This is a genomic window from Tsuneonella rigui, assembly GCF_003958625.1.
Taxonomy (GTDB): domain Bacteria; phylum Pseudomonadota; class Alphaproteobacteria; order Sphingomonadales; family Sphingomonadaceae; genus Tsuneonella; species Tsuneonella rigui.
In genome coordinates this window covers 60,045-79,783 of record NZ_RSEL01000007.1, presented here as the reverse complement: position 1 = coordinate 79,783, position 19,739 = coordinate 60,045, and the positions used below count along the sequence as shown (strand labels likewise).

The 19,739-nt window shown below is 66.3% G+C and carries 21 protein-coding genes; 7 read left to right on the top strand and 14 right to left on the bottom strand.

Annotation, left to right across the window (positions count from 1 at the left end; all coding sequences use genetic code 11):
• Positions 1–6: 6 nt before the first annotated feature.
• The 4 genes from ELY12_RS03700 to ELY12_RS03685 form a co-directional block, all read right to left on the bottom strand.
• Positions 7–507 carry a YbjN domain-containing protein gene (locus ELY12_RS03700; protein WP_126175365.1) on the bottom strand — a complete coding sequence of 167 codons (501 nt, stop codon included), beginning with the start codon at positions 505–507 and terminating at the stop codon, positions 7–9.
• 84 nt (positions 508–591) lie between these two features.
• Positions 592–2,418, bottom strand: coding sequence for a M2 family metallopeptidase (locus ELY12_RS03695; protein ID WP_126175364.1), 1,827 nt, complete (start codon positions 2,416–2,418; stop codon positions 592–594).
• 71 nt (positions 2,419–2,489) lie between these two features.
• Positions 2,490–3,242: an alpha/beta fold hydrolase gene (locus ELY12_RS03690; RefSeq protein ID WP_126175363.1), complete on the bottom strand. Its 753-nt coding sequence runs from the start codon at positions 3,240–3,242 to the stop codon at positions 2,490–2,492.
• Entirely contained in the window at positions 3,239–3,688 is a 450-nt protein-coding gene (locus ELY12_RS03685) for a GFA family protein (RefSeq protein ID WP_126175362.1), read from the bottom strand. The genes ELY12_RS03690 and ELY12_RS03685 overlap by 4 nt, the downstream gene beginning before the upstream one ends.
• A gap of 125 nt (positions 3,689–3,813) precedes the next feature.
• Between ELY12_RS03685 and ELY12_RS03680 the strand changes: the two genes are divergently transcribed.
• Positions 3,814–4,899 carry an HlyD family secretion protein gene (locus ELY12_RS03680; RefSeq protein ID WP_126175361.1) on the top strand — a complete coding sequence of 362 codons (1,086 nt, stop codon included), beginning with the start codon at positions 3,814–3,816 and terminating at the stop codon, positions 4,897–4,899.
• Positions 4,900–4,905: 6 nt separating this feature from the next.
• Complete coding sequence (locus ELY12_RS03675) at positions 4,906–6,492, top strand: MDR family MFS transporter (protein WP_126175360.1); 1,587 nt, start codon at positions 4,906–4,908, stop codon at positions 6,490–6,492.
• On the opposite strand, the gene ELY12_RS03670 is transcribed toward ELY12_RS03675, so the two are convergent.
• From ELY12_RS03670 to trmD, 5 genes are all read right to left on the bottom strand, one after another.
• Positions 6,486–7,136 carry a 2-hydroxychromene-2-carboxylate isomerase gene (locus ELY12_RS03670; RefSeq protein WP_126175359.1) on the bottom strand — a complete coding sequence of 217 codons (651 nt, stop codon included), beginning with the start codon at positions 7,134–7,136 and terminating at the stop codon, positions 6,486–6,488. The two genes, ELY12_RS03675 and ELY12_RS03670, sit on opposite strands and share 7 nt — an antisense overlap.
• 13 nt (positions 7,137–7,149) lie before the next feature.
• Complete coding sequence (locus tag ELY12_RS03665) at positions 7,150–7,719, bottom strand: hypothetical protein (protein ID WP_126175358.1); 570 nt, start codon at positions 7,717–7,719, stop codon at positions 7,150–7,152.
• 2 nt (positions 7,720–7,721) lie between these two features.
• A complete protein-coding gene (locus tag ELY12_RS03660) occupies positions 7,722–8,747 on the bottom strand; it encodes an aspartate-semialdehyde dehydrogenase (protein ID WP_126175357.1) in 1,026 nt (341 codons plus the stop codon).
• 427 nt (positions 8,748–9,174) lie between these two features.
• A complete protein-coding gene (gene rplS / locus ELY12_RS03655; RefSeq protein WP_126175356.1) occupies positions 9,175–9,546 on the bottom strand; it encodes a 50S ribosomal protein L19 in 372 nt (123 codons plus the stop codon).
• Positions 9,543–10,283 carry a tRNA (guanosine(37)-N1)-methyltransferase TrmD gene (gene trmD / locus ELY12_RS03650; protein ID WP_126175355.1) on the bottom strand — a complete coding sequence of 247 codons (741 nt, stop codon included), beginning with the start codon at positions 10,281–10,283 and terminating at the stop codon, positions 9,543–9,545. Before trmD ends, rplS begins: the two co-directional genes overlap by 4 nt.
• Before the next feature lie 38 nt (positions 10,284–10,321).
• Here trmD and ELY12_RS03645 point away from each other — a divergent pair, with 38 nt between their 5' ends.
• Entirely contained in the window at positions 10,322–11,248 is a 927-nt protein-coding gene (locus ELY12_RS03645; RefSeq protein ID WP_126175354.1) for an NAD(P)/FAD-dependent oxidoreductase, read from the top strand.
• Here ELY12_RS03645 and glmU read toward each other — a convergent pair.
• Positions 11,245–12,600, bottom strand: coding sequence for a bifunctional UDP-N-acetylglucosamine diphosphorylase/glucosamine-1-phosphate N-acetyltransferase GlmU (gene glmU / locus ELY12_RS03640; protein ID WP_126175353.1), 1,356 nt, complete (start codon positions 12,598–12,600; stop codon positions 11,245–11,247). The two genes, ELY12_RS03645 and glmU, sit on opposite strands and share 4 nt — an antisense overlap.
• Before the next feature lie 60 nt (positions 12,601–12,660).
• Between glmU and ELY12_RS03635 the strand changes: the two genes are divergently transcribed.
• The 3 genes from ELY12_RS03635 (at position 12,661) to ELY12_RS03625 (ending at position 15,496) form a co-directional block, all read left to right on the top strand.
• Positions 12,661–13,329 (top strand): HAD-IA family hydrolase, encoded by a 669-nt coding sequence (locus ELY12_RS03635; protein ID WP_126175352.1) that lies wholly within the window; start codon positions 12,661–12,663, stop codon positions 13,327–13,329.
• Between the two features lie 91 nt (positions 13,330–13,420).
• Positions 13,421–14,353 carry an SDR family NAD(P)-dependent oxidoreductase gene (locus tag ELY12_RS03630; protein ID WP_126175351.1) on the top strand — a complete coding sequence of 311 codons (933 nt, stop codon included), beginning with the start codon at positions 13,421–13,423 and terminating at the stop codon, positions 14,351–14,353.
• A gap of 66 nt (positions 14,354–14,419) precedes the next feature.
• Positions 14,420–15,496 (top strand): hypothetical protein, encoded by a 1,077-nt coding sequence (locus ELY12_RS03625; protein ID WP_126175350.1) that lies wholly within the window; start codon positions 14,420–14,422, stop codon positions 15,494–15,496.
• An 87-nt stretch (positions 15,497–15,583) separates the two neighbouring features.
• Here the strand turns inward: ELY12_RS03625 and ELY12_RS03620 are convergent, their stop codons facing one another.
• From ELY12_RS03620 to ELY12_RS03605, 4 genes are read right to left on the bottom strand one after another with little or no spacing between them, the layout of a single operon-like run.
• Positions 15,584–15,940: a DUF2794 domain-containing protein gene (locus tag ELY12_RS03620; protein ID WP_126175349.1), complete on the bottom strand. Its 357-nt coding sequence runs from the start codon at positions 15,938–15,940 to the stop codon at positions 15,584–15,586.
• Positions 15,937–16,644, bottom strand: coding sequence for a serine O-acetyltransferase EpsC (epsC, locus tag ELY12_RS03615; protein WP_126175348.1), 708 nt, complete (start codon positions 16,642–16,644; stop codon positions 15,937–15,939). Before epsC ends, ELY12_RS03620 begins: the two co-directional genes overlap by 4 nt.
• 28 nt (positions 16,645–16,672) lie before the next feature.
• Positions 16,673–17,284, bottom strand: coding sequence for a P-loop NTPase family protein (locus tag ELY12_RS03610; protein WP_126175347.1), 612 nt, complete (start codon positions 17,282–17,284; stop codon positions 16,673–16,675).
• 10 nt (positions 17,285–17,294) lie between these two features.
• Complete coding sequence (locus tag ELY12_RS03605; RefSeq protein ID WP_126175346.1) at positions 17,295–18,554, bottom strand: heavy-metal-associated domain-containing protein; 1,260 nt, start codon at positions 18,552–18,554, stop codon at positions 17,295–17,297.
• A gap of 69 nt (positions 18,555–18,623) precedes the next feature.
• Here ELY12_RS03605 and purM point away from each other — a divergent pair, with 69 nt between their 5' ends.
• Positions 18,624–19,727: a phosphoribosylformylglycinamidine cyclo-ligase gene (gene purM / locus ELY12_RS03600; RefSeq protein ID WP_126175345.1), complete on the top strand. Its 1,104-nt coding sequence runs from the start codon at positions 18,624–18,626 to the stop codon at positions 19,725–19,727.
• The last annotated feature ends 12 nt before the right edge of the window (positions 19,728–19,739 follow it).

The following is a 19,739-nucleotide window of genomic DNA, read 5'->3' as shown; positions in this document are numbered from 1 at the left end:
AAGCAACTACTCGCCGCGTTCCTCCGCAAACACCTGATCGGCCACGTTTTCGAGGTTCTCGGTGTAAGCCTTGAGCGCGGTCAGGAAGACGTCCTTCGAGATCCCGGCATTGGTGAAGACGTCGAAGTTGACCCATGGATCGCCCTCGTCGTCCAGCCACACCGCCGAATAGCGATACTTCTTGATCACCTGATTCAACAGCGACAGCGGCATCGCTGTCTTGCGGTCGAGCCCTGCACGGAACTGCACCGAATCGCACCGATCGTGATTGGTCTCGTCACAGCCGTAGAAATAGATCGTTCCGCCGTAGTTTCCGAACGACGTCTTGATGACCGGATCGCCGTAATCGTCGACGTCGAGATCGGCCGTGTACCCGGCATCGCGCATGACCTTGGCCATCCCGCCGGGATTGTAGGCTGTGACCACGTCATCCGCCGCAACGGCCGGCGTGCCGGTCAAAAGGCCGGCGACAGCAGCCGCCATGACGAGTCCGCCCGTAATACGCATGTGATTCCCCCCAAAGGCCAACCGCGGCCCGATTGGCCTTGTGGCGGGAATCACGTTGCGCGCAAAGAGGCTATCTGCGGGCCGTCACCAGCCCTTGGGCTTGCCCTTGTTCTGCTCGTCGAGCCACTTCTTAAGCGGCGCGAAGTATTCCAGCATCGGCTTGGCGCTGATCTCGCGCGTGCCGGTGAACACCTGCAGCGCATCGGGCCACGGCTTCGAGGCGCCCATCGCGAGCATCGCGTTGAGCTTATCGCCGACTTCCTTGTTGCCGTAGAAGCTGCAGCGGTGCAGCGGGCCCTTCCAGCCGGCCTGCTTGCACGCCGCCTGGTAGAACTGGAACTGCAAGATCCGCGCGAGGAAGTAGCGGGTGTACGGCGTGTTGCCGGGGATGTGGTACTTGGCGCCCGGATCGAACGCATTCGCCGGTCGCTCAACCGGCGGGATCACGCCCTGGTACTGCTTCTTCAGGTCGACCCACGCGGTGTTGTAGTTATCCGGCGTGATCGATCCGTCGAACACGCCCCAGCGCCACTTGTCGACCAGCAGCCCGAAGGGGAGGAACGCGACCTTGTCCATCGCCTGGCGCAGGAGCAGGCCGGTGTCCTTGTCCGCGCTCGGCACCTGCGCCTTGTCGAGCAGGCCGATGTCGACGAGGTACTGCGGGGTGATCGACAGCGCGATGAAATCGCCGATCGCCTCGTGGAATCCGTCGTTCGCGCCGTTCATGTAGGTAAACGGCTGCTGATTGTACGCGCGCTGGTAGTAGTTGTGGCCCAGCTCGTGGTGGATGGTGACAAAGTCGTCCGCATTCACCTTCGTGCACATCTTGATGCGGATGTCGTCCTTGTTGTCGATGTCCCATGCGGAGGCGTGGCAGACCACTTCGCGATCGGCCGGCTTCACGAACAGGCTGCGGGTCCAGAACGTATCGGGCAGCTTGGCGAAGCCGAGCGAGGAATAGAAGTTCTCGCCGTAGTGGACCATGTCGAGCGGGGTCTTGCCCTTGGCCTTGAGCAGCTCGCCGATGTCGTAACCGAGATCCCCCGAGCCGGCCGGAGCGACCAGCGGGTAGATGTTGCCCCATTCCTGCGCCCACATGTTGCCCAGCAGGTCCGCGCGGATCGGGCCCGTCTTGGGCTGCACCGCGTCGCCGTACTTCTCGTTGAGCTTCCAGCGCACATAGGTGTGCAGCGCCTCGTAGAGCGGCTTGGTCTCGTTCCACAGCCGCTCAGTCATCGCCGTGAACTCTTCGGGCGTCATGTCGTAGCCCGAGCGCCACATCGCGCCGGTGTCCGCAAACCCGAGCTCCTTCGAGCCCTGGTTCGCGATGGTCACCATCTTGGCGTAATCGTCCTTCATCGGCGCGCCGACGTTGTCGTGCCAGCTCGCCCACATCTCGGCGAACTCGGCGGGCGTGTGCTCGAGGTTGCCCATCTCGGCCTCGATGTCGGAGCCCGAGATCTCCTTGCCGTTCAGCGTGCCCTTGCCCTTGCCGTACTGGCTGGAGAGCGCGGTGGTGATCTCGCTGAGCTGGGTGGCGGCTCCGGGCGTGGTCGGCGCGGGCAGGACGATGCCGTTGCGCATGATGTTGAGCTTGCGCTTCACATCGGCGTCGAGGCCCGGGAGCGCGGCGTACTTGGCGGCGTCGAGCGCGTACTTGACCGCCTTCTCGGTCAGCTCGGCGTTGCTGCGCGCTGCAAGCGCGTCGGTATCGTCGGTGATGAAGTTGTAGTTCACCCAGTTGATCTGGTTGTTCTCGACCGAGAAGGTGGCGAAGTCCTGCTCCGCGGCGGCGACGAACTGCGCGGCGCCCTCTGCGGTCATCGGATAGGCCGGCGCGGCCTCCTGCGCGAAGGCGGGCGTGGCGAGCGCAACGGCAAGCGCGGCGAGCGCGGTCGAAGCGAATTTCATGACAGAGCCTCTCTGAACTGGGGAAGATTACTTTGGATAGGTCACGCTCTCGCACATGAGTGCGCGCTGAATCAACCGGCGAGGAAGCGCACGATAGCCTCTCCCAGCGCGGGTTCGGTGACCGAGCTCATGTGCGTGCCCGGCACTTCCTCGAAACGCGCATCGGGCAGCGCTTCGGTCAATTTCACCGGATCGCCGTTGTCGCGGTCCTGCGCGCCGCACAGCACCAGCGTGGGCATGGTAATCCGCTCGAGCTCGGCCGGATCGGTATCGCCGACTGACTGCAACAGCAGCCGCGCCGCCTCGCGGTCGACCTTCTGGGTCTTCATGAAGCTGACCGCGAAGAACGCGGGATCGCCGTGCTTCACGCTATCGAAGCGGTCGATGGCGTCGATGAAGAAGTCGGCGCGCCGATTCCATCCGGCGAGGCCTTCGAGACCCATGCCGCCCAGCACCAGCCGCCGCGGCGACAGCCCGGCAAGCACCGCCCGCGCCGACGTGCGCGAGCCGAGCGAGAAGCCGACGAGATCGTAGGTTTCGAGCCCCAATTCTTCGACCACCGCAAACAAGTCGCGCACCAGCACGTCGCGCGGATAGGCAGCGGGGTCATGCGGCTTGGCGCTCGCGCCATGCGCGCGGAGATCAGGCATGATCGCCTCGAACCCCGCGTCCGCGAGGCGCTGGGCGTGCCCGAACTTGATCCAGTTGGTGTTCGCTTCGGAAAACAGCCCGTGCAGCAGGAGCACCGGACGTCCCGCGCCGACCCGATGCACTGCGAGCGGCTGCCCGTCGAAACCCGGCACCATCTGCTGAGTCGCGCTCATGCAGGCGGCTCCGCGCCGGCTTCGCGCCACCGCTTCATAATCACCTCGTGCTCGCCGGTGCGGGTGCGCGGCAGGGCACTGGTATCGACCCACGCTTCAATCACGCTCTCCGCACCGAAGTGCGTCTTCGGCACGAAATCCCACGGCTCGTCGAAGCTGCCGACCGTGAAGTCCATGTTCTCCGATCCTTCGCGGAAGCGAAAGCCGATCGGGGTGCCGCAGTGCGGACAAAACGGCCGCTGGGCGATCGGAGAGCTATCGTACCACGCGGGCTCTCCGTCCCAGACAACGTCGGACTGCTTGACGCTCACCAGCGCCGCCGCAACTCCGCCGGTTGCGCGCTGACACATGCGGCAGTGACAAAGTCCAGCGTCATTCGGATCGACCTGGACGGTGTAGCGAACGCGGCGGCATTGGCAGCCGCCGCTCTTCTCAATCTTGGCCATGGCCAAGCTTTTATCGCCCGAAACGGAATACGAAAGGCGTTTGCGGCGTTTGAGCATGATTGCATTTCGCAACCGATTGCGCTTTGGGAAACTCATGACGACCGGCTTCAAGCGGCGCGCGCCTCATGGCTGAGGCGGACCCCAGCTCCATCGAAACCAGCGAGGCCGAACCGGTCGAGCAGGTGATCGAAACCACCGACAAGCCCAAACGCCGTTGGGGCCGATTGGCCCTGATGGCGGCCCTGCCGCTCGCGCTACTGATCGGAGGCGTGCTCTATTGGCTGAGCCTCGAGGGCAAGGTTTCGACCGACAATGCCTACGTCCAGCAGGACAAGGTTTCCGTCAGCCCCGAAGTGGGCGGCAAGATTGTCCAGGTCGCGGTCAGGGACGGCCAGATCGTCCACAAGGGCGACCTGCTGTTCGTTATCGACCCGGAGCCGTTCCGCCTCCAAATTCAGCAGGCTGATGCGCAGATCGCCTTGGCCCAGGCAAATGTCGTCGCGCTTGAGAATTCGTCGGACCTGTCCGGCGCGGATATCGCCGGAGCCCGTGAGGATATCGCTTTTGCGCAAGCGACTCTGAGCCGCCAGCAAGCGCTGTGGAACCGCGGTTTCACGACCAAGGCGGATTACCAGGCGGCGCAGCACGCGGTTGCGCAGGCCCGGGAGGAACTGCGCGCGGCCGAGGCGCGTGCGCAAGCCGCGCGGGCGAAACTTGCTACCGGTGCGCAAGTGCCGGGTGAAAATCCGCAAGTTGCCGCGGCCAAGGCGCAGCGCGCGGTGGCCGAACTCAACCTGAGCCGCACCACTGTGCGCGCGCCGATGGACGGCCGCATTGCGCAGGCCGATCGGCTTCAGGTCGGCAGCCAGATCGTGCAAGGTTTGCCGGTGGTCACGCTGGTGGCGACCGGGACTACGTACGTCGAGGCGAACTTCAAAGAGACTGATCTCGACGAGATGAAGGTCGGCCAGCCCGCGGAAATCCGCTTCGACGCCTATCCCGAGCTGCGAGTGAAAGGCCATGTTGCCTCGATTGGCGCAGGCACCGGATCGGAGTTCTCGGTGCTGCCGGCCCAAAACGCGACCGGCAACTGGGTCAAGGTGACCCAGCGTGTACCAGTTCGCGTGGCGATCGACGGAACCCCGCCCCGGCAGATGATTGCCGGCATTTCCAGCGACGTCACCGTCTTTACCGACGGCCGCAGCCGCTAGGCCAGCATGGCATCCGCCGCGCTACCCCGGCGACCGACGGCGGACCCGGACCCCGTCGTCAAGGACGAGCCGCGTCTGCCGGTCGGCAACCAGCCGCTGCTGCTGGTCGGCATCATGGCGGCTTCCCTGCTGCAGATCCTCGACACCACGATCGCCAATGTGGCGATCCCGCATATGCAAAGTTCGCTCGGCGCCACCGCCGACAGCATCACCTGGGTCCTGACGAGTTATATCGTCGCGAGCGCGGTGGCGATGCCGATCACCGGCTGGCTCTCCGATCGCATCGGCGGGCGCCGGCTCTTCATCGGCTCCGTCGCCGGGTTCATCATTGCCTCGATGCTGTGCGGATTGGCGCAGAACCTCGAATCGATGGTCGTCTTTCGCGCGCTGCAGGGTGTCGCGGGCGCATTTATTCCCCCGCTCAGCCAAAGCTTCATGCTCGATACCAATCGGCCGAGCCGGCACGCCCAGGTCATGGCCATCTGGGGCATGGGCATCATGATCGGTCCGATCCTGGGTCCGATCCTAGGCGGGTGGCTGACGGAAAGCGCCAACTGGCGGTGGGTATTCTACGTCAATCTACCGGTCGGCATCCTGTCGCTCGCTATTTTGCTGGCGGAGCTGCCCGGTCGCGATGCCGCGAAACGCAGGTTCGATATCGTGGGCTTCGCGCTGCTCGGCCTATCGCTGTCGGGGCTGCAACTGATGCTCGACCGCGGCAATCACGTGGACTGGTTCGACGCTGGAGAAATCTGGCTCTACGCCTTCGTGACCTTGAGCGCCGGGTGGATGGCAGTGATCCACCTCGCCACTGCAAAGCAGCCGCTGTTCGCGCGATCGCTATTTGCCGACCGCAACTTCGCCATCGCCCTCGGCTTCATGATCGTGATCGGCGTGGTCATGTTCGCCAACATGGCGCTGATGCCGCCGATGTTGCAGCGCCTGTTCGGCTACAGTGTGATCGATACCGGCATCGTGCTGATGCCCCGTGGCGTCGGCGTCCTCATCTCCATGCAGCTCTCGGGCCTGCTGATCCGGCGCGGAGCCGACGCGCGCTTTGTTGTCGGCACCGGATTCCTGATCGCGGCATATTCGCAGCTCATGATGGCGCATTGGTCGCTCGCGGCCGACACCTGGCATTTCGTCAGCGCCGGCTTGATCCAGGGGCTAGGCCTGGGCCTGGTGTTCATTCCCCTGAACACGATGGCCTTCTCCACCCTGCCCCCTCACCTGCGCACTGACGGATCGAGCCTTCTGAACCTGGCGCGGTCGGTGGGCGCATCGGTGGGCATCTCGATCACAACCATTGCGCTCGCGGCTAACATCCAGCGCGGCCACGAGGAGATCGGCTCGCGGCTCGATCCATCGGGTGTCGTGAACATCGATCTGTCTTCGATCGACCGTTACCAATCGGCCGCGGACGTTGCGCTGCAGATGATGGACAATGAGGTCAATCGCCAGGCCGCGATGGTCGCTTACGTGGACGACTTCTACCTGATGATGTGGCTGGCTCTTGCCGCGGTGCCGCTGGTCTTGCTGATGCGCCGCGGCCGGCCCCAAGGGCCCGGGCCTGCCCCGGCGATGGATCACTGACGAGGCTGTAAGCCCTTCTGCTCCATGCGCCACTTGGCCATGGCGATGCGGTCCTGGCCGAAAAACGGCTCGCCATCGAATACCAGTGTCGGCACGCCCCAGTGGCCTGCATCCTCCAGCGCTTGCTGGTTCGCGCCGATTTCGGCGTCGAGCGCTTCGGCATCGCGGTCCACTTCGGCGTCGAGCTCGGTGAGATGCAGCCCTGCGCTGCTGGCCGCACCGGCGAGATGGTCGCCCTGGTGCCAGTTCTCCGCTCCGCCCCAGATCAGCCGCGCCGCTTCGGCGGCAAACGCCAGCCCTTTTCCGCGCCGGGCCGCTGCCTGACCCAGCCGGGTGATCCGGCGGATATAAGGCTGTTCCGCAGCGATCTTGCGGGTGGCTACGTCCTGCACGATTGGATCGGGGCGCGGCGGGCCGAACGGAATGCCCTCGAACTGCGCCACACGGAACATGTCGAGCATCGTGTAGCGCAGCCAGTTCGGGTGATTCCGCTCGAAGAAATCCGGCTCCCGAATCGCCAGCGGATAAACCGGCCGCAGCGCGATATCGACCGCGTAGTCTTCGGCCAGCTGGCGATAGCGGCCGACCGCGAGATAGCTGTACGGACTGCGAAAGCTGAAGAACAAGTCGGCCGTCAGCGCCATCGCATTACCCCTGTCAGCGAAAGAAGCAATTCGTCCCTGCGTATAGGCTGGCGATCTTCGCGTCACGCCCCTTGCCCTTCGCGAAGCCGCCGATCGGGTGGCCGTCCGCGGCGAGATAGTCGAACTCGCCCTCGAGCGTGCTGTCCACCACCATCCGAACGCTGCGAGTGACCTTGAGATCGCGCATGAAAGTGCCGGGCTTCACGCCGTCGGTCGTGACGACCTGCACCCCTTCGTTTGCCAGCCAGCCGACCAGCTTATCGTGCTGGTAGTTGAGCGTGAGCGGACCGTAGCGGGTGAATTCCATCGGTCCTGCGCCGCACTCGCCGTTGGCGGAGCGGTCGCCCTCACCGAACAAGCGGTTCGCGACCGCCTCAACCTCGGTACGGCTGGCACCGAAGTTGTACTCGAACGTCCTTCCCGCCGGCGAGTCGAACGTCACACCTTCATGGTCGAGGACCGCGCGGTTGATCGGCTTCGGCTTGGCGGCGGTCGAAGCAGTGGGCTTGGGAGGAGCGGGGGCGCGATCATGGCAGCCCGCCGCGAGCAACGCGGCGGCGAGCACGCCCATCGTCAGCCGCACGCTCAGCCCTTTTTGAGGTGCCGCCGACCGAGCAGCTCGGCGATCTGCACCGCGTTGAGCGCGGCACCCTTGCGCAGGTTGTCCGACACGCACCAGATGTTGAGGCCGTTCTCGATCGTCGAGTCTTCACGCACGCGGGAAACGAAAGTCGCGGCATCGCCCACGCTCTCGATGGGGGTGATGTAGCCGCCGTCCTCGCGCTTATCGATCAGCATCACCCCGGGCGCCTCGCGCAAAATCTCCATCGCCTGCTCGGCCGAAATCTCGCGCTCGAATTCGAGGTTGATCGCTTCCGAATGGCCGACGAACACCGGCACCCGGACGCACGTCGCGGTGACCTTGATCTTGGGATCGAGGATCTTCTTGGTCTCGACCACCATCTTCCACTCTTCCTTGGTCGAACCATCGTCGAGGAAGCTGTCGATGTGCGGGATCACGTTGAAGGCGATCTGCTTGGTGAACTTCTTGGGCTCGGCCTGGTCGCCGACGAAGATCGCGCGGCTCTGCTCGAACAGCTCGTCCATGCCCTGCTTGCCCGCGCCCGAGACCGACTGGTAGGTCGAGACGACCACGCGCTTGATCCCGGCCGCATCGTGCAGCGGCTTCAGCGCAACGACCATCTGCGCGGTCGAGCAGTTGGGGTTCGCGATGATGTTGCGCTTCTTGTATTCGTCGATCGCGTCGGGGTTCACCTCGGGCACGATCAAGGGCACGTCCGGGTCCATGCGGTAGAGCGACGAGTTGTCGATCACCACGCAGCCGGCCGCTGCCGCCTTGGGCGCGTATTCGGCCGAGGGGCCGCTGCCCGCGGCGAACAGGGCGATGTCCCAGCCGGTAAAATCGAAATGCTCGATGTTCTTGCACTTGAGCATGCGGCCGGTGTCGCCGAATTCGACCTCAGTCCCGGTCGAGCGCGAGCTTGCGACCGCGGCGATCTCGTCGCAGGGGAATTCGCGCTCGGCCAGAACGGCGAGCATTTCACGTCCAACATTGCCGGTCGCGCCGACCACGGCCACCCGGTAACCCACGGGCACACTCCTTCGCACATGCAAAAAACGGACGGTCCCTCTACGCTCATCGACGCAAAGCGCAACGCCCGGACGGCCAAGCGATCTCTCGCCATGGTTAAATTCGGGTTGACCGCAATTCTTGAGATTTGCCTAACAGCCGCTCCTCCAAGCTGCCGGGGCCGGCACCGGGGGCTCGTCTCGCCCCACCAACACGGGGCCGGCGTGCAAAGGACACGACGGCGTGCACGCGCGCCGGCCCGCGACGCTGCGGGAGGGGGATCCACAGCGTTCGCGCTGCGGCGTCTCCTGGATCAGTCTTACGCCCTCGATTGGCGGGGCGGCACCATCGGCCCCCCGGCGCCGCCCCGCCATTTTTCTTCACGCGCAAACGAAAAGGGCGCCCCGGTCTCCCGGAGCGCCCTTCGATTTCGTTTGGCTGAAAGCCTTATTGGCTGACGGTCTGCTTGCGCTCGGCGATGCGGGCGCGCTTGCCGGTGCGGCCGCGCAGGTAGTAAAGCTTGGCGCGACGCACGACACCGCGGCGGACCACAGTAACGCTCTCGATGTTCGGCGAGTAGAGCGGGAAGACGCGCTCGACGCCCTCGCCGAAGCTCATCTTGCGCACGGTGAAATTGCTGTTGATGCCGCGGTTCGAGCGCGCGATGCACACGCCTTCGAAGTTCTGGGTACGGGTACGCGTGCCTTCGACGACGCGCACGCCCACGCGCAGCGTATCGCCGGCGCGGAAAGCGGGGATTTCCTTGCCCTGGGTCAGGGCCTCGACGGCTTCCGCCTCGAGCTGCTGGATCAGGTTCACTGGTCCGATTCCTTCGTTTCTCGCCGCGCACCAGAGGCAGGCTGGCCCCGAGCGCCACTGTAGCGCTCCCAAAGGTCCGGCCTGCGTAGCCGTGTGTCGGTCTCGGCCTGTGACTTGCGCCACGCCGCGATCCTCGCATGATCCCCCGATCGCAGCACTTCGGGGATCGTGCGCCCTTCCCATTCGAATGGTCGGGTGTACTGCGGATATTCGAGCAATCCTTCCTCGAAGGACTCCTCGGCTCCGCTAAGCGGGGCGCCCATTACGCCGGGAAGCAGGCGAATGCAAGCGTCGAGGATGGCCAGCGCAGCGGGCTCTCCGCCCGAGAGAATAACGTCGCCGAGGCTGACCTGCTCGATCTCTGGGCGCGCCTCGAACAGACGTTCGTCGAACCCTTCGAACCGTCCGCAAAGAATGGTCACGCCCCGCCCCGCGACAAGCTCGCGGATGCGGTCCTGCGCGATAGGCTTGCCGCGCGGCGTCATCGCCAGGACCGGCCGGTCGCTCGCAACACTATCAAACGCGGCGGCCAGCACATCGGCCTTAAGCACCATCCCCGCGCCGCCGCCCGCGGGGGTGTCATCGACGGTGCGGTGTTTGTCGCGCGCGAAGTCGCGGATCTGGACGGTCTCAAGCGTCCAATCGCCCCGCTCGAGCGCGCGCCCGGCGAGCGAAATGCCGAGCGGGCCGGGAAACATCTCCGGATAGAGCGTTAAGACGGTGGCGGCGAAGGTCATCGGGCTCGCCATGCGCAAGGCTGGAGGGCAAGGCAACAGTGACCGACGAGGTAGCGCCCGACGACTGCATCATCATCGGCGCCGGACCAGCGGGCCTGACGGCGGCGATCTACCTCGCGCGCTACCATCTTTCGATCCGGCTGTTCGACAGCGGCACCAGCCGCGCGGCGTGGATTCCGTGCACGCACAATCACGCGGGTTATCCCGACGGGATCGAGGGGAAGGAACTGCTTCGTCGGATGCGCGAGCAGGCGCGCAAGTACGGCGCGATACGCGAAGAAAAGCAGGTCGATCACCTCGCCAAGGTCGAGGATCATTTCGTCGTCGGGACCGACAGCGGTACCTATCGCGCCCGTTCGGTCCTGCTGGCTACCGGGGTGATCAACCGGCGGCCCGATGCGCTCGCCGATGACGTGCATGACGAGGCTCTCGCCCGCGGCCTGCTGCGCTATTGTCCGGTATGCGATGGCTACGAAGTCACCGACAAACGCATCGCGGTGATCGGATCGGGCGATCACGGGACCGCAGAAGCGCTGTTCCTGCGCGGATTCACCAAAGACATCACGCTCGTTTGCCCGCAGGGCAAGCATGACCTCGACGAGGAATGCGCGTCGCAATTGTCGGAGGCCGGGATCGTCGTCGAAGACGGCCCGTGCGGCGGGTATAAGATCGAGGGCGATCAGCTTGCGTTCGATACGGGCGACAAGCGGCTATCGTTCGACAGTGTCTATCCCGCGCTCGGCAGTCATGTGCGGTCGGAGCTAATCGGCTTGATCGGAGCCAGGACCACCGAGGACGGGTGCGTGATTACCGACGATCACTACGAGACCTCGATCCCCGGCCTCTTCGCCGCCGGAGATGTGGTGAAAGGGCTCGACCAGATCAGCAACGCGATGGGTCAGGCGGGCGTCGCGGCGACCACGATCCGCAACCACCTGGCGCGGGAAAAGCCGATCCGGCGCTAACCCTTCTTTTCGGCTTTGCGCTTCTTCATCGTGTCGTGGAAGCGATCAGCCCAGCCCGGCTTCACCAGCTGCTCGGCGCGGACCATGCGTAGCTCGCCGTCCGCCACATCGCGACTGACGGCGCTGCCCGCCGCAACGATCGCGTCGGCGCCTATCCGCACCGGTGCAATCAACGAACTGTTAGAGCCGATGAAGGCGCGCGGGCCGATGACGGTCTTGTACTTGAAGTACCCATCATAATTGCAGGTGATCGTGCCCGCGCCGATGTTGGCGCCCGCGCCAATTTCTGCATCGCCGAGGTAGGTCAGGTGGCTGGCCTTGGCGCCCTCGCCCAGCACGGCCTTCTTCATCTCGACGAAGTTGCCGACCTTGGACTTGGCTTCCATCACCGCACCGGGCCGCAACCGGGCGAATGGACCGACTTCACAGCCCGTGCCCACGGTCGCGCCTTCAAGGTGTGAAAAGGCCTTGATGATCGCACCATCCGCGATCGAAACGCCGGGGCCGAAAATAACATTCGGTTCCACTGTGACGTCGCGGCCGAGCGCCGTGTCCCAGCTGAAGAAAACCGTCTCCGGCGCGCGCAACGAGGCGCCGTTCGCCATCGCCTCTTCGCGTTTGAAATCCTGCCACTGCGCCTCGGCAGCGGCGAGCTCGCCGCGCGAGTTGATGCCGGCGACCTCGTTCGGATCGTCGGTCACCACCACGGCGCTCTTGCGGCCATCGGCCCGCGCGACGTTGACGACATCGACGAGGTAAAACTCACCCGCCGCGTTGTCGTTGCCGACCCGCCCGAGCAGCGCGAACAGGTCTTCGCCGCGCGCCGCCATCAGGCCCGAATTGCACAGCCGGCACGCGCGTTCGGCCTCGTTCGCGTCCTTGTGCTCGACCATCTTCTCGATCGTGCCGTCGGCCCCCGCGATCACCCGGCCGTATTGCAGCGTATCGTCGGGTTCGAAGCCGAGCACGACCACCGCCGGCGCGTCGTCGGCGTGCAGGCGGTCGAGCATCTTGCGCATCGTCTCGGTCCGCACGAACGGCACGTCGCCGTAGAGGATCAGCACATCGCCCGGGAACCCGGCGAGGCTGGCCTCCGCCTGCTGCACCGCGTGGCCGGTGCCGAGCTGCGGCTCCTGCAAGGCGGTGGTCGCGCGGCCGGACACCGCGCTTTCGATCTGCTCGCGCCCGCTGCCGACGACCACCACCGTGTGGCTGGGCCCGAGTGCGTCGACGCTCGCCATCAGGTGGTGCAGCATCGGTCGCCCCCCGATCGGATGGAGCACCTTGTGCAGGTCGCTCTTCATGCGGGTGCCCTTGCCCGCGGCGAGGATGACGGCGGCGAAATCTCTCATTTGGGCGCCAATGGCACCAATTGGTTGCGGTTGGAAGAATGGAGGGTATCGCCGCCCGCGATGGCCGATTTTCCCTTCGACATCGTCGGGTTCGATCTCGACGGCACGCTCCTCGAAACCCACCGCGACCTGGGCGCCGCGGTCAACCACGCGCTGGTCGTCGGCGGGCAGGAGCCGGTCCCGGTCGACAGCATCGAGGACCTGATCGGCGGCGGCGCCAAGATGATGCTGAAGCGCGTCATCGACAGCCGCGGCGGATTGCCGGAGGATGAGTTCCGCGTGCTCTACAAGGCGCTGCTGGCGTTCTACGCGGAGAACAATTGCGTCCACACGCGGCCCTATCCGGGCGTCAATGAAGCGCTCGATCAGCTTGCCGAACAGGGTGTTCGGCTGGCGCTGATCACCAACAAGTTCGAAAGCTTCGCGCGAAACATCCTCGAGACACTCGATCTGGCCCGCTACTTCGAAACGATCCTCGGCGGCGACACCCTCGGCAAGGGCCGCTCCAAGCCGGCGCCCGATCCGCTGATCGAAGCCCGCGCCCGGCTCGGCGGCGGGCGCTTCGCCTATGTCGGCGACAGCAGCTACGATGTGCTGTCGGCACGCGCCGCCGGGGTGCCGGTGGTAGTCGCCGGCTTCGGCTACTGCGACAAGCCGCCGGCCGAACTCGGCGGCGATGCGGTGATCATGTCGTACGACGAGCTGATACCCGCGCTGGAAAGCATCTGACCCGGTTGCATCGCGCCGCGGTTGGTGCCAACGCCGCGGCCTACTTTACGGGCGCGTAAACCCAAGCGCCGCCATTCTGGAGGAATACGCCATGACCATTTCGTTCAAGGACAAGGTCGCCATCGTCACCGGCGCTGGCGGTGGCCTGGGCCGCGAATACGCGCTTGAGCTGGCGCGGCGCGGAGCGAAGGTGGTGGTCAACGATCTCGGCGGCGCGCGCGACGGGACCGGCCATTCGGACATGGCGCTGCAGGTGGTCGAGGAAATCGAGCGCGCCGGCGGCGAGGCGATCTCCAACGGCGCCTCGGTCACCGAGTTCGAGCAGATGCAGAAGATGGTCGCCGACGCCAAGCAGAAGTGGGGCGGCGTGCACATTCTGATCAACAACGCGGGCGTGTTGCGCGACAAGACCTTCGCCAAGATGGAGCCGAAGGACTTCGAATTCGTGGTCGACGTGCACCTCAACGGCTCGGCCTTCGCGTCGAAGGCGGTGTGGGAGTTGATGCGCGAGCAGGCCTATGGCCGCATCCTGATGACCGCGTCCTCGACCGGCCTGTTCGGCAACTTCGGCCAGGCCAATTACGGCGCCGCCAAGCTCGGCCTCGCGGGCCTCACCAAGACGCTGCAGCTCGAAGGCGCGAAGTACGGGATCAAGGTCAATACGCTGGCGCCGGTCGCCGGCACTCGCATGACCGAGGACCTGTTCCCCGAGCAGGCATACAAGCTGTTCGCGCCCGAGAACGTGGTCCCGGCCGCGCTATACCTCGTTAGCGAGGATGCGCCGACCAATGCCATCGTCGGCGCCGGCGGCGGCGGCTACCACTCGGCGTGGGTGATGATGAACGACGCGGTGTGGCTTCACGATGGCGAGCGCACCGTCGAAGGCTTCGCGGCGCACTGGGACGAGATCAGCGCGCAGACCAACCTGCGCTCGCCCAACTCGGGCAGCGAGCAGTCGGCCGCGATCATGACCGCGATGCAGAAGGTCACCGGCGGCAGCGGTCCGACCTCCGCGCGCGGCTAGTCCCGCCGTATTGACACACTAATACACCACGGCGTATTCTCCTCCGACTAACGGGGAGAGTACGCCATGTATTCAGACGACGACCTGCAATCGGCGGTCAGCTCGGGCGCGTTGAGCGCCGAGGCGGCCGACGCGCTGCGTGCGCACGTGGCCACGCGCCACGCCATGCCGCTGGGCGACGAAGAGCACTTCCGCCTCATCACCGGCTTCAACGACATTTTCGTCACCATCGCGGTGGCGATGATCCTGGTCGCGATGGCGGGCATCGGCCAGGTGTTCACCCCCAATCTCGACGGTCCGCCGCCGTTCTCCGGCCTGCTGATCGCCGGCGCGTCGTGGACGATGGCCGAATTCTTCACCCGCAAGCGGCGCATGGCGCTGCCCAGCATCGTGCTGCTGCTCGCGTTTGTGGGCGGAGTGATGGAGAGCTTGCTCGGCTTCATGGTGCTGGCGTTCGACGGTCAGGATCCGAACGAGCGACTGGCTGCCGGACTTGTCGCAGGCTCGGCCCTGCTCACCGCGGGCGCGGCGTGGCTGCACTGGCGGCGCTTCATGGTTCCGATCACCGTCGCTGCCGGCGCGGCCGCGGTCGCTGCCACCGTCATCGCACTGATCCTCGCGGCGATCGGACCCGAGAACCTCGAGCCCGAGAGCACGCTGATGCCGCTGGTGTTCGCCGCCGGCATTGCGATCTTCGCGTTCGCGATGCGTTGGGACATGAGCGACCGCACCCGCACCACGCGCCGCAGCGACGTCGCCTTCTGGCTGCACCTGCTGGCCGCGCCGATGATCGCGCACCCGCTGTTCTACTGGCTCGGCATCACCCGCGGCGACACTGTCGGAGTCGGCGGGGTGGTCGGCGTGCTGCTGGTCTATGTCGCGCTCGGCCTCGTCGCGCTCGCGATCGACCGCCGTGCGCTGCTGGTCTCGGCGCTGGCCTATGTGCTGGCGGCGCTGACCTGGCTGTTCGACCGCTTCGGCGCGGTGGAGCTCAACATCGCGCTGACCGCGCTGGTGATCGGCTCGGCCCTGCTGACGCTGAGTGCATTCTGGACTCCGATCCGCCGCAGCGTGGTGGCGATGCTGCCCGGCAACCTGCAGGCACGCCTGCCGGTCACCGGCGTCGCGTTGGCTTCGGCCTGAGGCATCGACAACGAAAGAGGCCGACGCCCTTTGGGGTGCCGGCCTTTTTTGCGACTACAGTCCGGCGAGCCTACGCTCGACCGCTGACTAATCCTCGACTGCCTTGACTAGACGACGCTCGACCGGGGCCAGCACCCCGGCGAGTTCGTGGCCGCGTTTCAGGACCTGCCCGTGCTCCCCAAACAAGGTCCACATGCCTTGCCGGCCACGTAGTGCGGGGCGCTTCTCGATCCGCGCCTGGGGCCGCTCGGCGGCGCGGCGGAAGGCGGCGAAGGCGGCGAAGTCGCGGGTGAAGTCCATCGCGTAGTCGCGCCACTCACCGGCCGCGACCATCCGGCCGTAGAGGTCGAGGATGCGCATCAGCTCGGTGCGCTCGAAGCCGATCTGGTTCGGGACGCGGCCGGGAAATAGGACAACCGAGCCGCTGCCCGGAAGGAAGCTCATCCGCGCTTGGCCCCACTGCGCTTGGCGGTCACGGGAGTCGGCGTCGGCATGGCAGCTTTCAACTCGGCCATCTCGGCACGCAGGGAGGCGAGCTCGGTCTCCAGCTTCTCGACGCAATCGCGGCTGGGCGCGCAGTTCTCCTCGCAGGGCGTACCATAGGGGATAAAATCCTTGATCCACTCCTCGGCCGGCACCAGCGTGCTGCGCGCCTTGAGGCCAATCATCGTTGCGCCTTCGGGCACGTCGTCGGTCACCACTGCGTTGGCACCGACGCGCGCGCGGCTGCCGAGCGTGATCGGGCCGATGATCTGCGCGCCCGAGCCGATGATGACGTTGTCGCGCACGGTCGGGTGACGCTTGCCGCCGACGCCGTTGGTCGGGTTGGTGCCGCCCAGCGTCACGCACTGGTAAATGGTCACGTTGTCGCCCACTTCGGCCGTCTCGCCGATCACGACGAAGCCGTGGTCGATGAACAGGTTGCGACCGATCGTGGCGCCGGGGTGGATGTCGATCGCGGTCAGGAACCGGCTGACGTGGTTGATAAGCCGCGCCAGGAAATAGAGCCGCGCTTCGTAGAGCCAGTGCGCCACCCTGTGCAGGCCGAGCGCGATCACTCCGGGGTAGAGGAGGATCTCCCACCGCGAGTGCGGCGCGGGGTCGCGGGCGCGGACGGAATCCAGGTACTCGGTCAAACGATCCAGCATCGCGGGCGAGACTCCCACCAAAAGCGCCTCAAAGCAAGCGCGGCTGCTCCGCACCCTGCACCGCTTCGAGCGCGTCGCGCCAGACCGACAGCGTCGGCGGCGCCATGCGTTCGAGGCTCAACCGGTCGATCGTGGCGACCACCGCCTCGATCCCGGCAAAGCTGCGTTCGAGCCGCGGCACGAGATAGGTAAGCGCGCCATCGCCGAGGACAAGGGAGCGCGCCTCCGCATGCGCTTCGATCAGCGCGGCGATCATCTCGTCGTCGGGGATGCCGATCATAAGGTGGAGCGCGGCGCCGAGGCGGCTGCGCAAGTCGGGCAGCGCGATCTCCCACGGGTCGCGATTGGTGACGAGGAGCAGCGGTTGGCCGCTTTCCTGCGCGCGGTTCCAGCGGTGGAACAGCTCGGTCTCGTCGGCGCTGTCTGCGTCGTCGATCGCCTCGACCGCGCCCTGCCCTTCGGCCCAGCGGGCCAGCAAGGTCTTGCCGCTACGCGAAGGTCCGGCGAGGATCGCCGCGCCGTAGGGCCAACCCGAGGGATCGGCGAGCGCGTCGATCGCCGCGCGGTTGGCGTTGCCGACCACGATCCGCGCCGGGTCGTCCGCCCGCCGCGTGGTCAGCGGCAGCGCGATCTGGCTCATGCGAACCCGCTCACCTGCTGATCGAGAACTGGTTGCCCGACTGGCGCACGGTGTAACCGCGGGTCCGCAGCGCTGCGGCAAATCCCGCCGCGTCGCCGGCAAAGCTCACCGTCATCAGTGAGGTGCCGCCGATCGCGGTGCTGGTGACCGCCGCGCTGCGCACGCCGATCGCCGCGCGCACCGAGGCGACGGTGCCCTCGAACGCGCTCGCGGTGGGCGACGGGAATTGCACGGTGAAGCTGTTGATCACCGCAGGCGTGGCCGTCTCGGTGGGTGTCGGGGTCGGCACGGCTGCGGACTGAGCGGCGGCGCGCGCCTGCGCCTCGGCCGCGCGGCCGAGCTCGATCAACTGCTGGATCGCCGGATCGATCTGCGGCGCGCCCAGGTTGAGCGTGGGATCGGGCTTGAGTTTCCCGTCGGCGAGCGCCTGCTCGTACACAGCGTTCATGCGCTGCACCGCCTGGTCGAGCATCTTGGGCAGCGAGGCCTGGTTGGGCGCGGTGAGCGTGAAGCTTTCGAGAAAAGTGTCGTCCGGGCCGTAGCGCGCGGTGAAAGTGCCCTGCACCGGCCCGCCGGGGTATTGGTATTTGAGGTCGGCGATAGCGATCAGCACGTCGCTCGCGCCGAACTGGTCGAGCACGTTGCGCCACCAGGTGCGGCTGCGGCGGGTGGTCTGACCGTAGGTGACGAGCAGCGAATCGCTGCCGGCGCCGGTGGGCCTAACGTAATCGATCCGGCTTGCGCCCGGCTGGTATTCGGCCCAGGCGCGCTGCCACGGGTTGCGGATCTCGTAGACCGTCTGCGCGCCGCCGCTGAACGTCACCGGCACCAGCAGCATCGGCGCCGAATGCGCGATCGCCTCGCCCCGGCCGAGCAGGCCGCCCGCGCGGGTGCGGTCGAACACGATGCCGAGCCGGCCGATGTAGCGATGCGGCCCGAGTTCCTCGCTCTCGATCACCACCGAAGAGACCAGTGAATAAAGCTGGCCGTCAGGGATCGCGGGCCCGCCGATCTTCTTCCACGCGAGCTTCATCGCCTCGCGCCAGCCCTGCTCGCGCGCTTCCTCGGGCGTCTTCGCCGTGACGTCGACCTCGATCCCGCCGACCTGGATATCGCCCGAGGCGGCCACCGCGGCGATGCCGCGATCGCCGGCGATCTGCGCCCACAGCGCCTTGCCGCCGAGCAGCGCCAGCACCGCTACGGCGAGCGCGGCGACACCGATCAGGACGGCGCGGCGCGGGTCGCGCGGGAGGGTGGGTGCGGAAGCCATGGGGAAACTCGCGGCCTTTTGCCGAAAGGCCCATGGAAATCCAAGAGCGAAAGCGTTACGCGCCCGGCCATGAACACGCCCGGCCGCAACAGTCCTTACACCTATGCGGAAGCGGGGGTCTCGATCGACGCCGGCAACGCGCTCGTGCGGGCGATTGCGCCGCTCGCCAAGGCGACCGCGCGGCCCGGCGCGACCAGCGAGCTGGGCGGCTTTGGCGGGTTCTTCGACCCGAAGGCGGCGGGCTACAGCGATCCGCTGCTGGTGGCAGCGAACGATGGGGTCGGCACGAAGCTCAAGCTCGCAATCGAGCATGACCGGCACGACACGGTCGGCATCGATCTCGTCGCGATGTGCGTCAACGACCTGATCGTCCAGGGCGCCGAGCCCCTGTTCTTTCTCGACTATTTCGCCACCGGGAAGCTTGAGAACGGCATCGCCGAGCGGGTGATCGCCGGAATCGCCGATGGGTGCAAGCAGGCCGGCTGCGCGCTGATCGGCGGCGAGACCGCCGAGATGCCGGGGATGTACGCCGCGGGCGACTACGACCTCGCCGGTTTCTGTGTCGGCGCGGTCGAGCGCGGTGAGCAGCTTACGGGCGACAAGGTGGCGCCGGGGCACGTCCTGCTCGGCATCGCGAGCAGCGGGGTGCATTCGAACGGCTTCTCGCTGGTGCGGCGGCTCGCGGCGGACAAGGGCTGGCGGCTCGACCGCCCCGCCCTGTTCGATCCCGAGACGCTGCTAATCGACGCGCTCATCGCACCGACGCGCATCTATGTCGCCGCGCTGCTGCCGCTCGTCCGTGCCGGCAAGATCGACGCGCTGGCGCACATCACCGGCGGCGGCCTGCTGGAGAACATCCCGCGCGTGCTGCCCGAGGGCGCGCATGCGGTGATCGACGCCGATGCGTGGGAGCAGCCGCGGCTGATGGCATTTCTGCAGGCTCAAGGCGCGATCGAGCCGGGCGAAATGGCGCGCACCTTCAACTGCGGGACCGGCATGGTGCTCGCCGTGACGCCGGAGCTGGCGCGCGAGGTTGCGGCCGATCTCGAAGCAAACGGGGAGACCGTCACGCGCATCGGCGAAGTGATCGAAGGTCCGCGCGGCTGCACCGTGCGCGGCAGCGCCGACGCGTGGAGCGCGCGCGAGGCGTGGGAGGCACGCCATCTCGCGTGAGCCTGCCAAGGT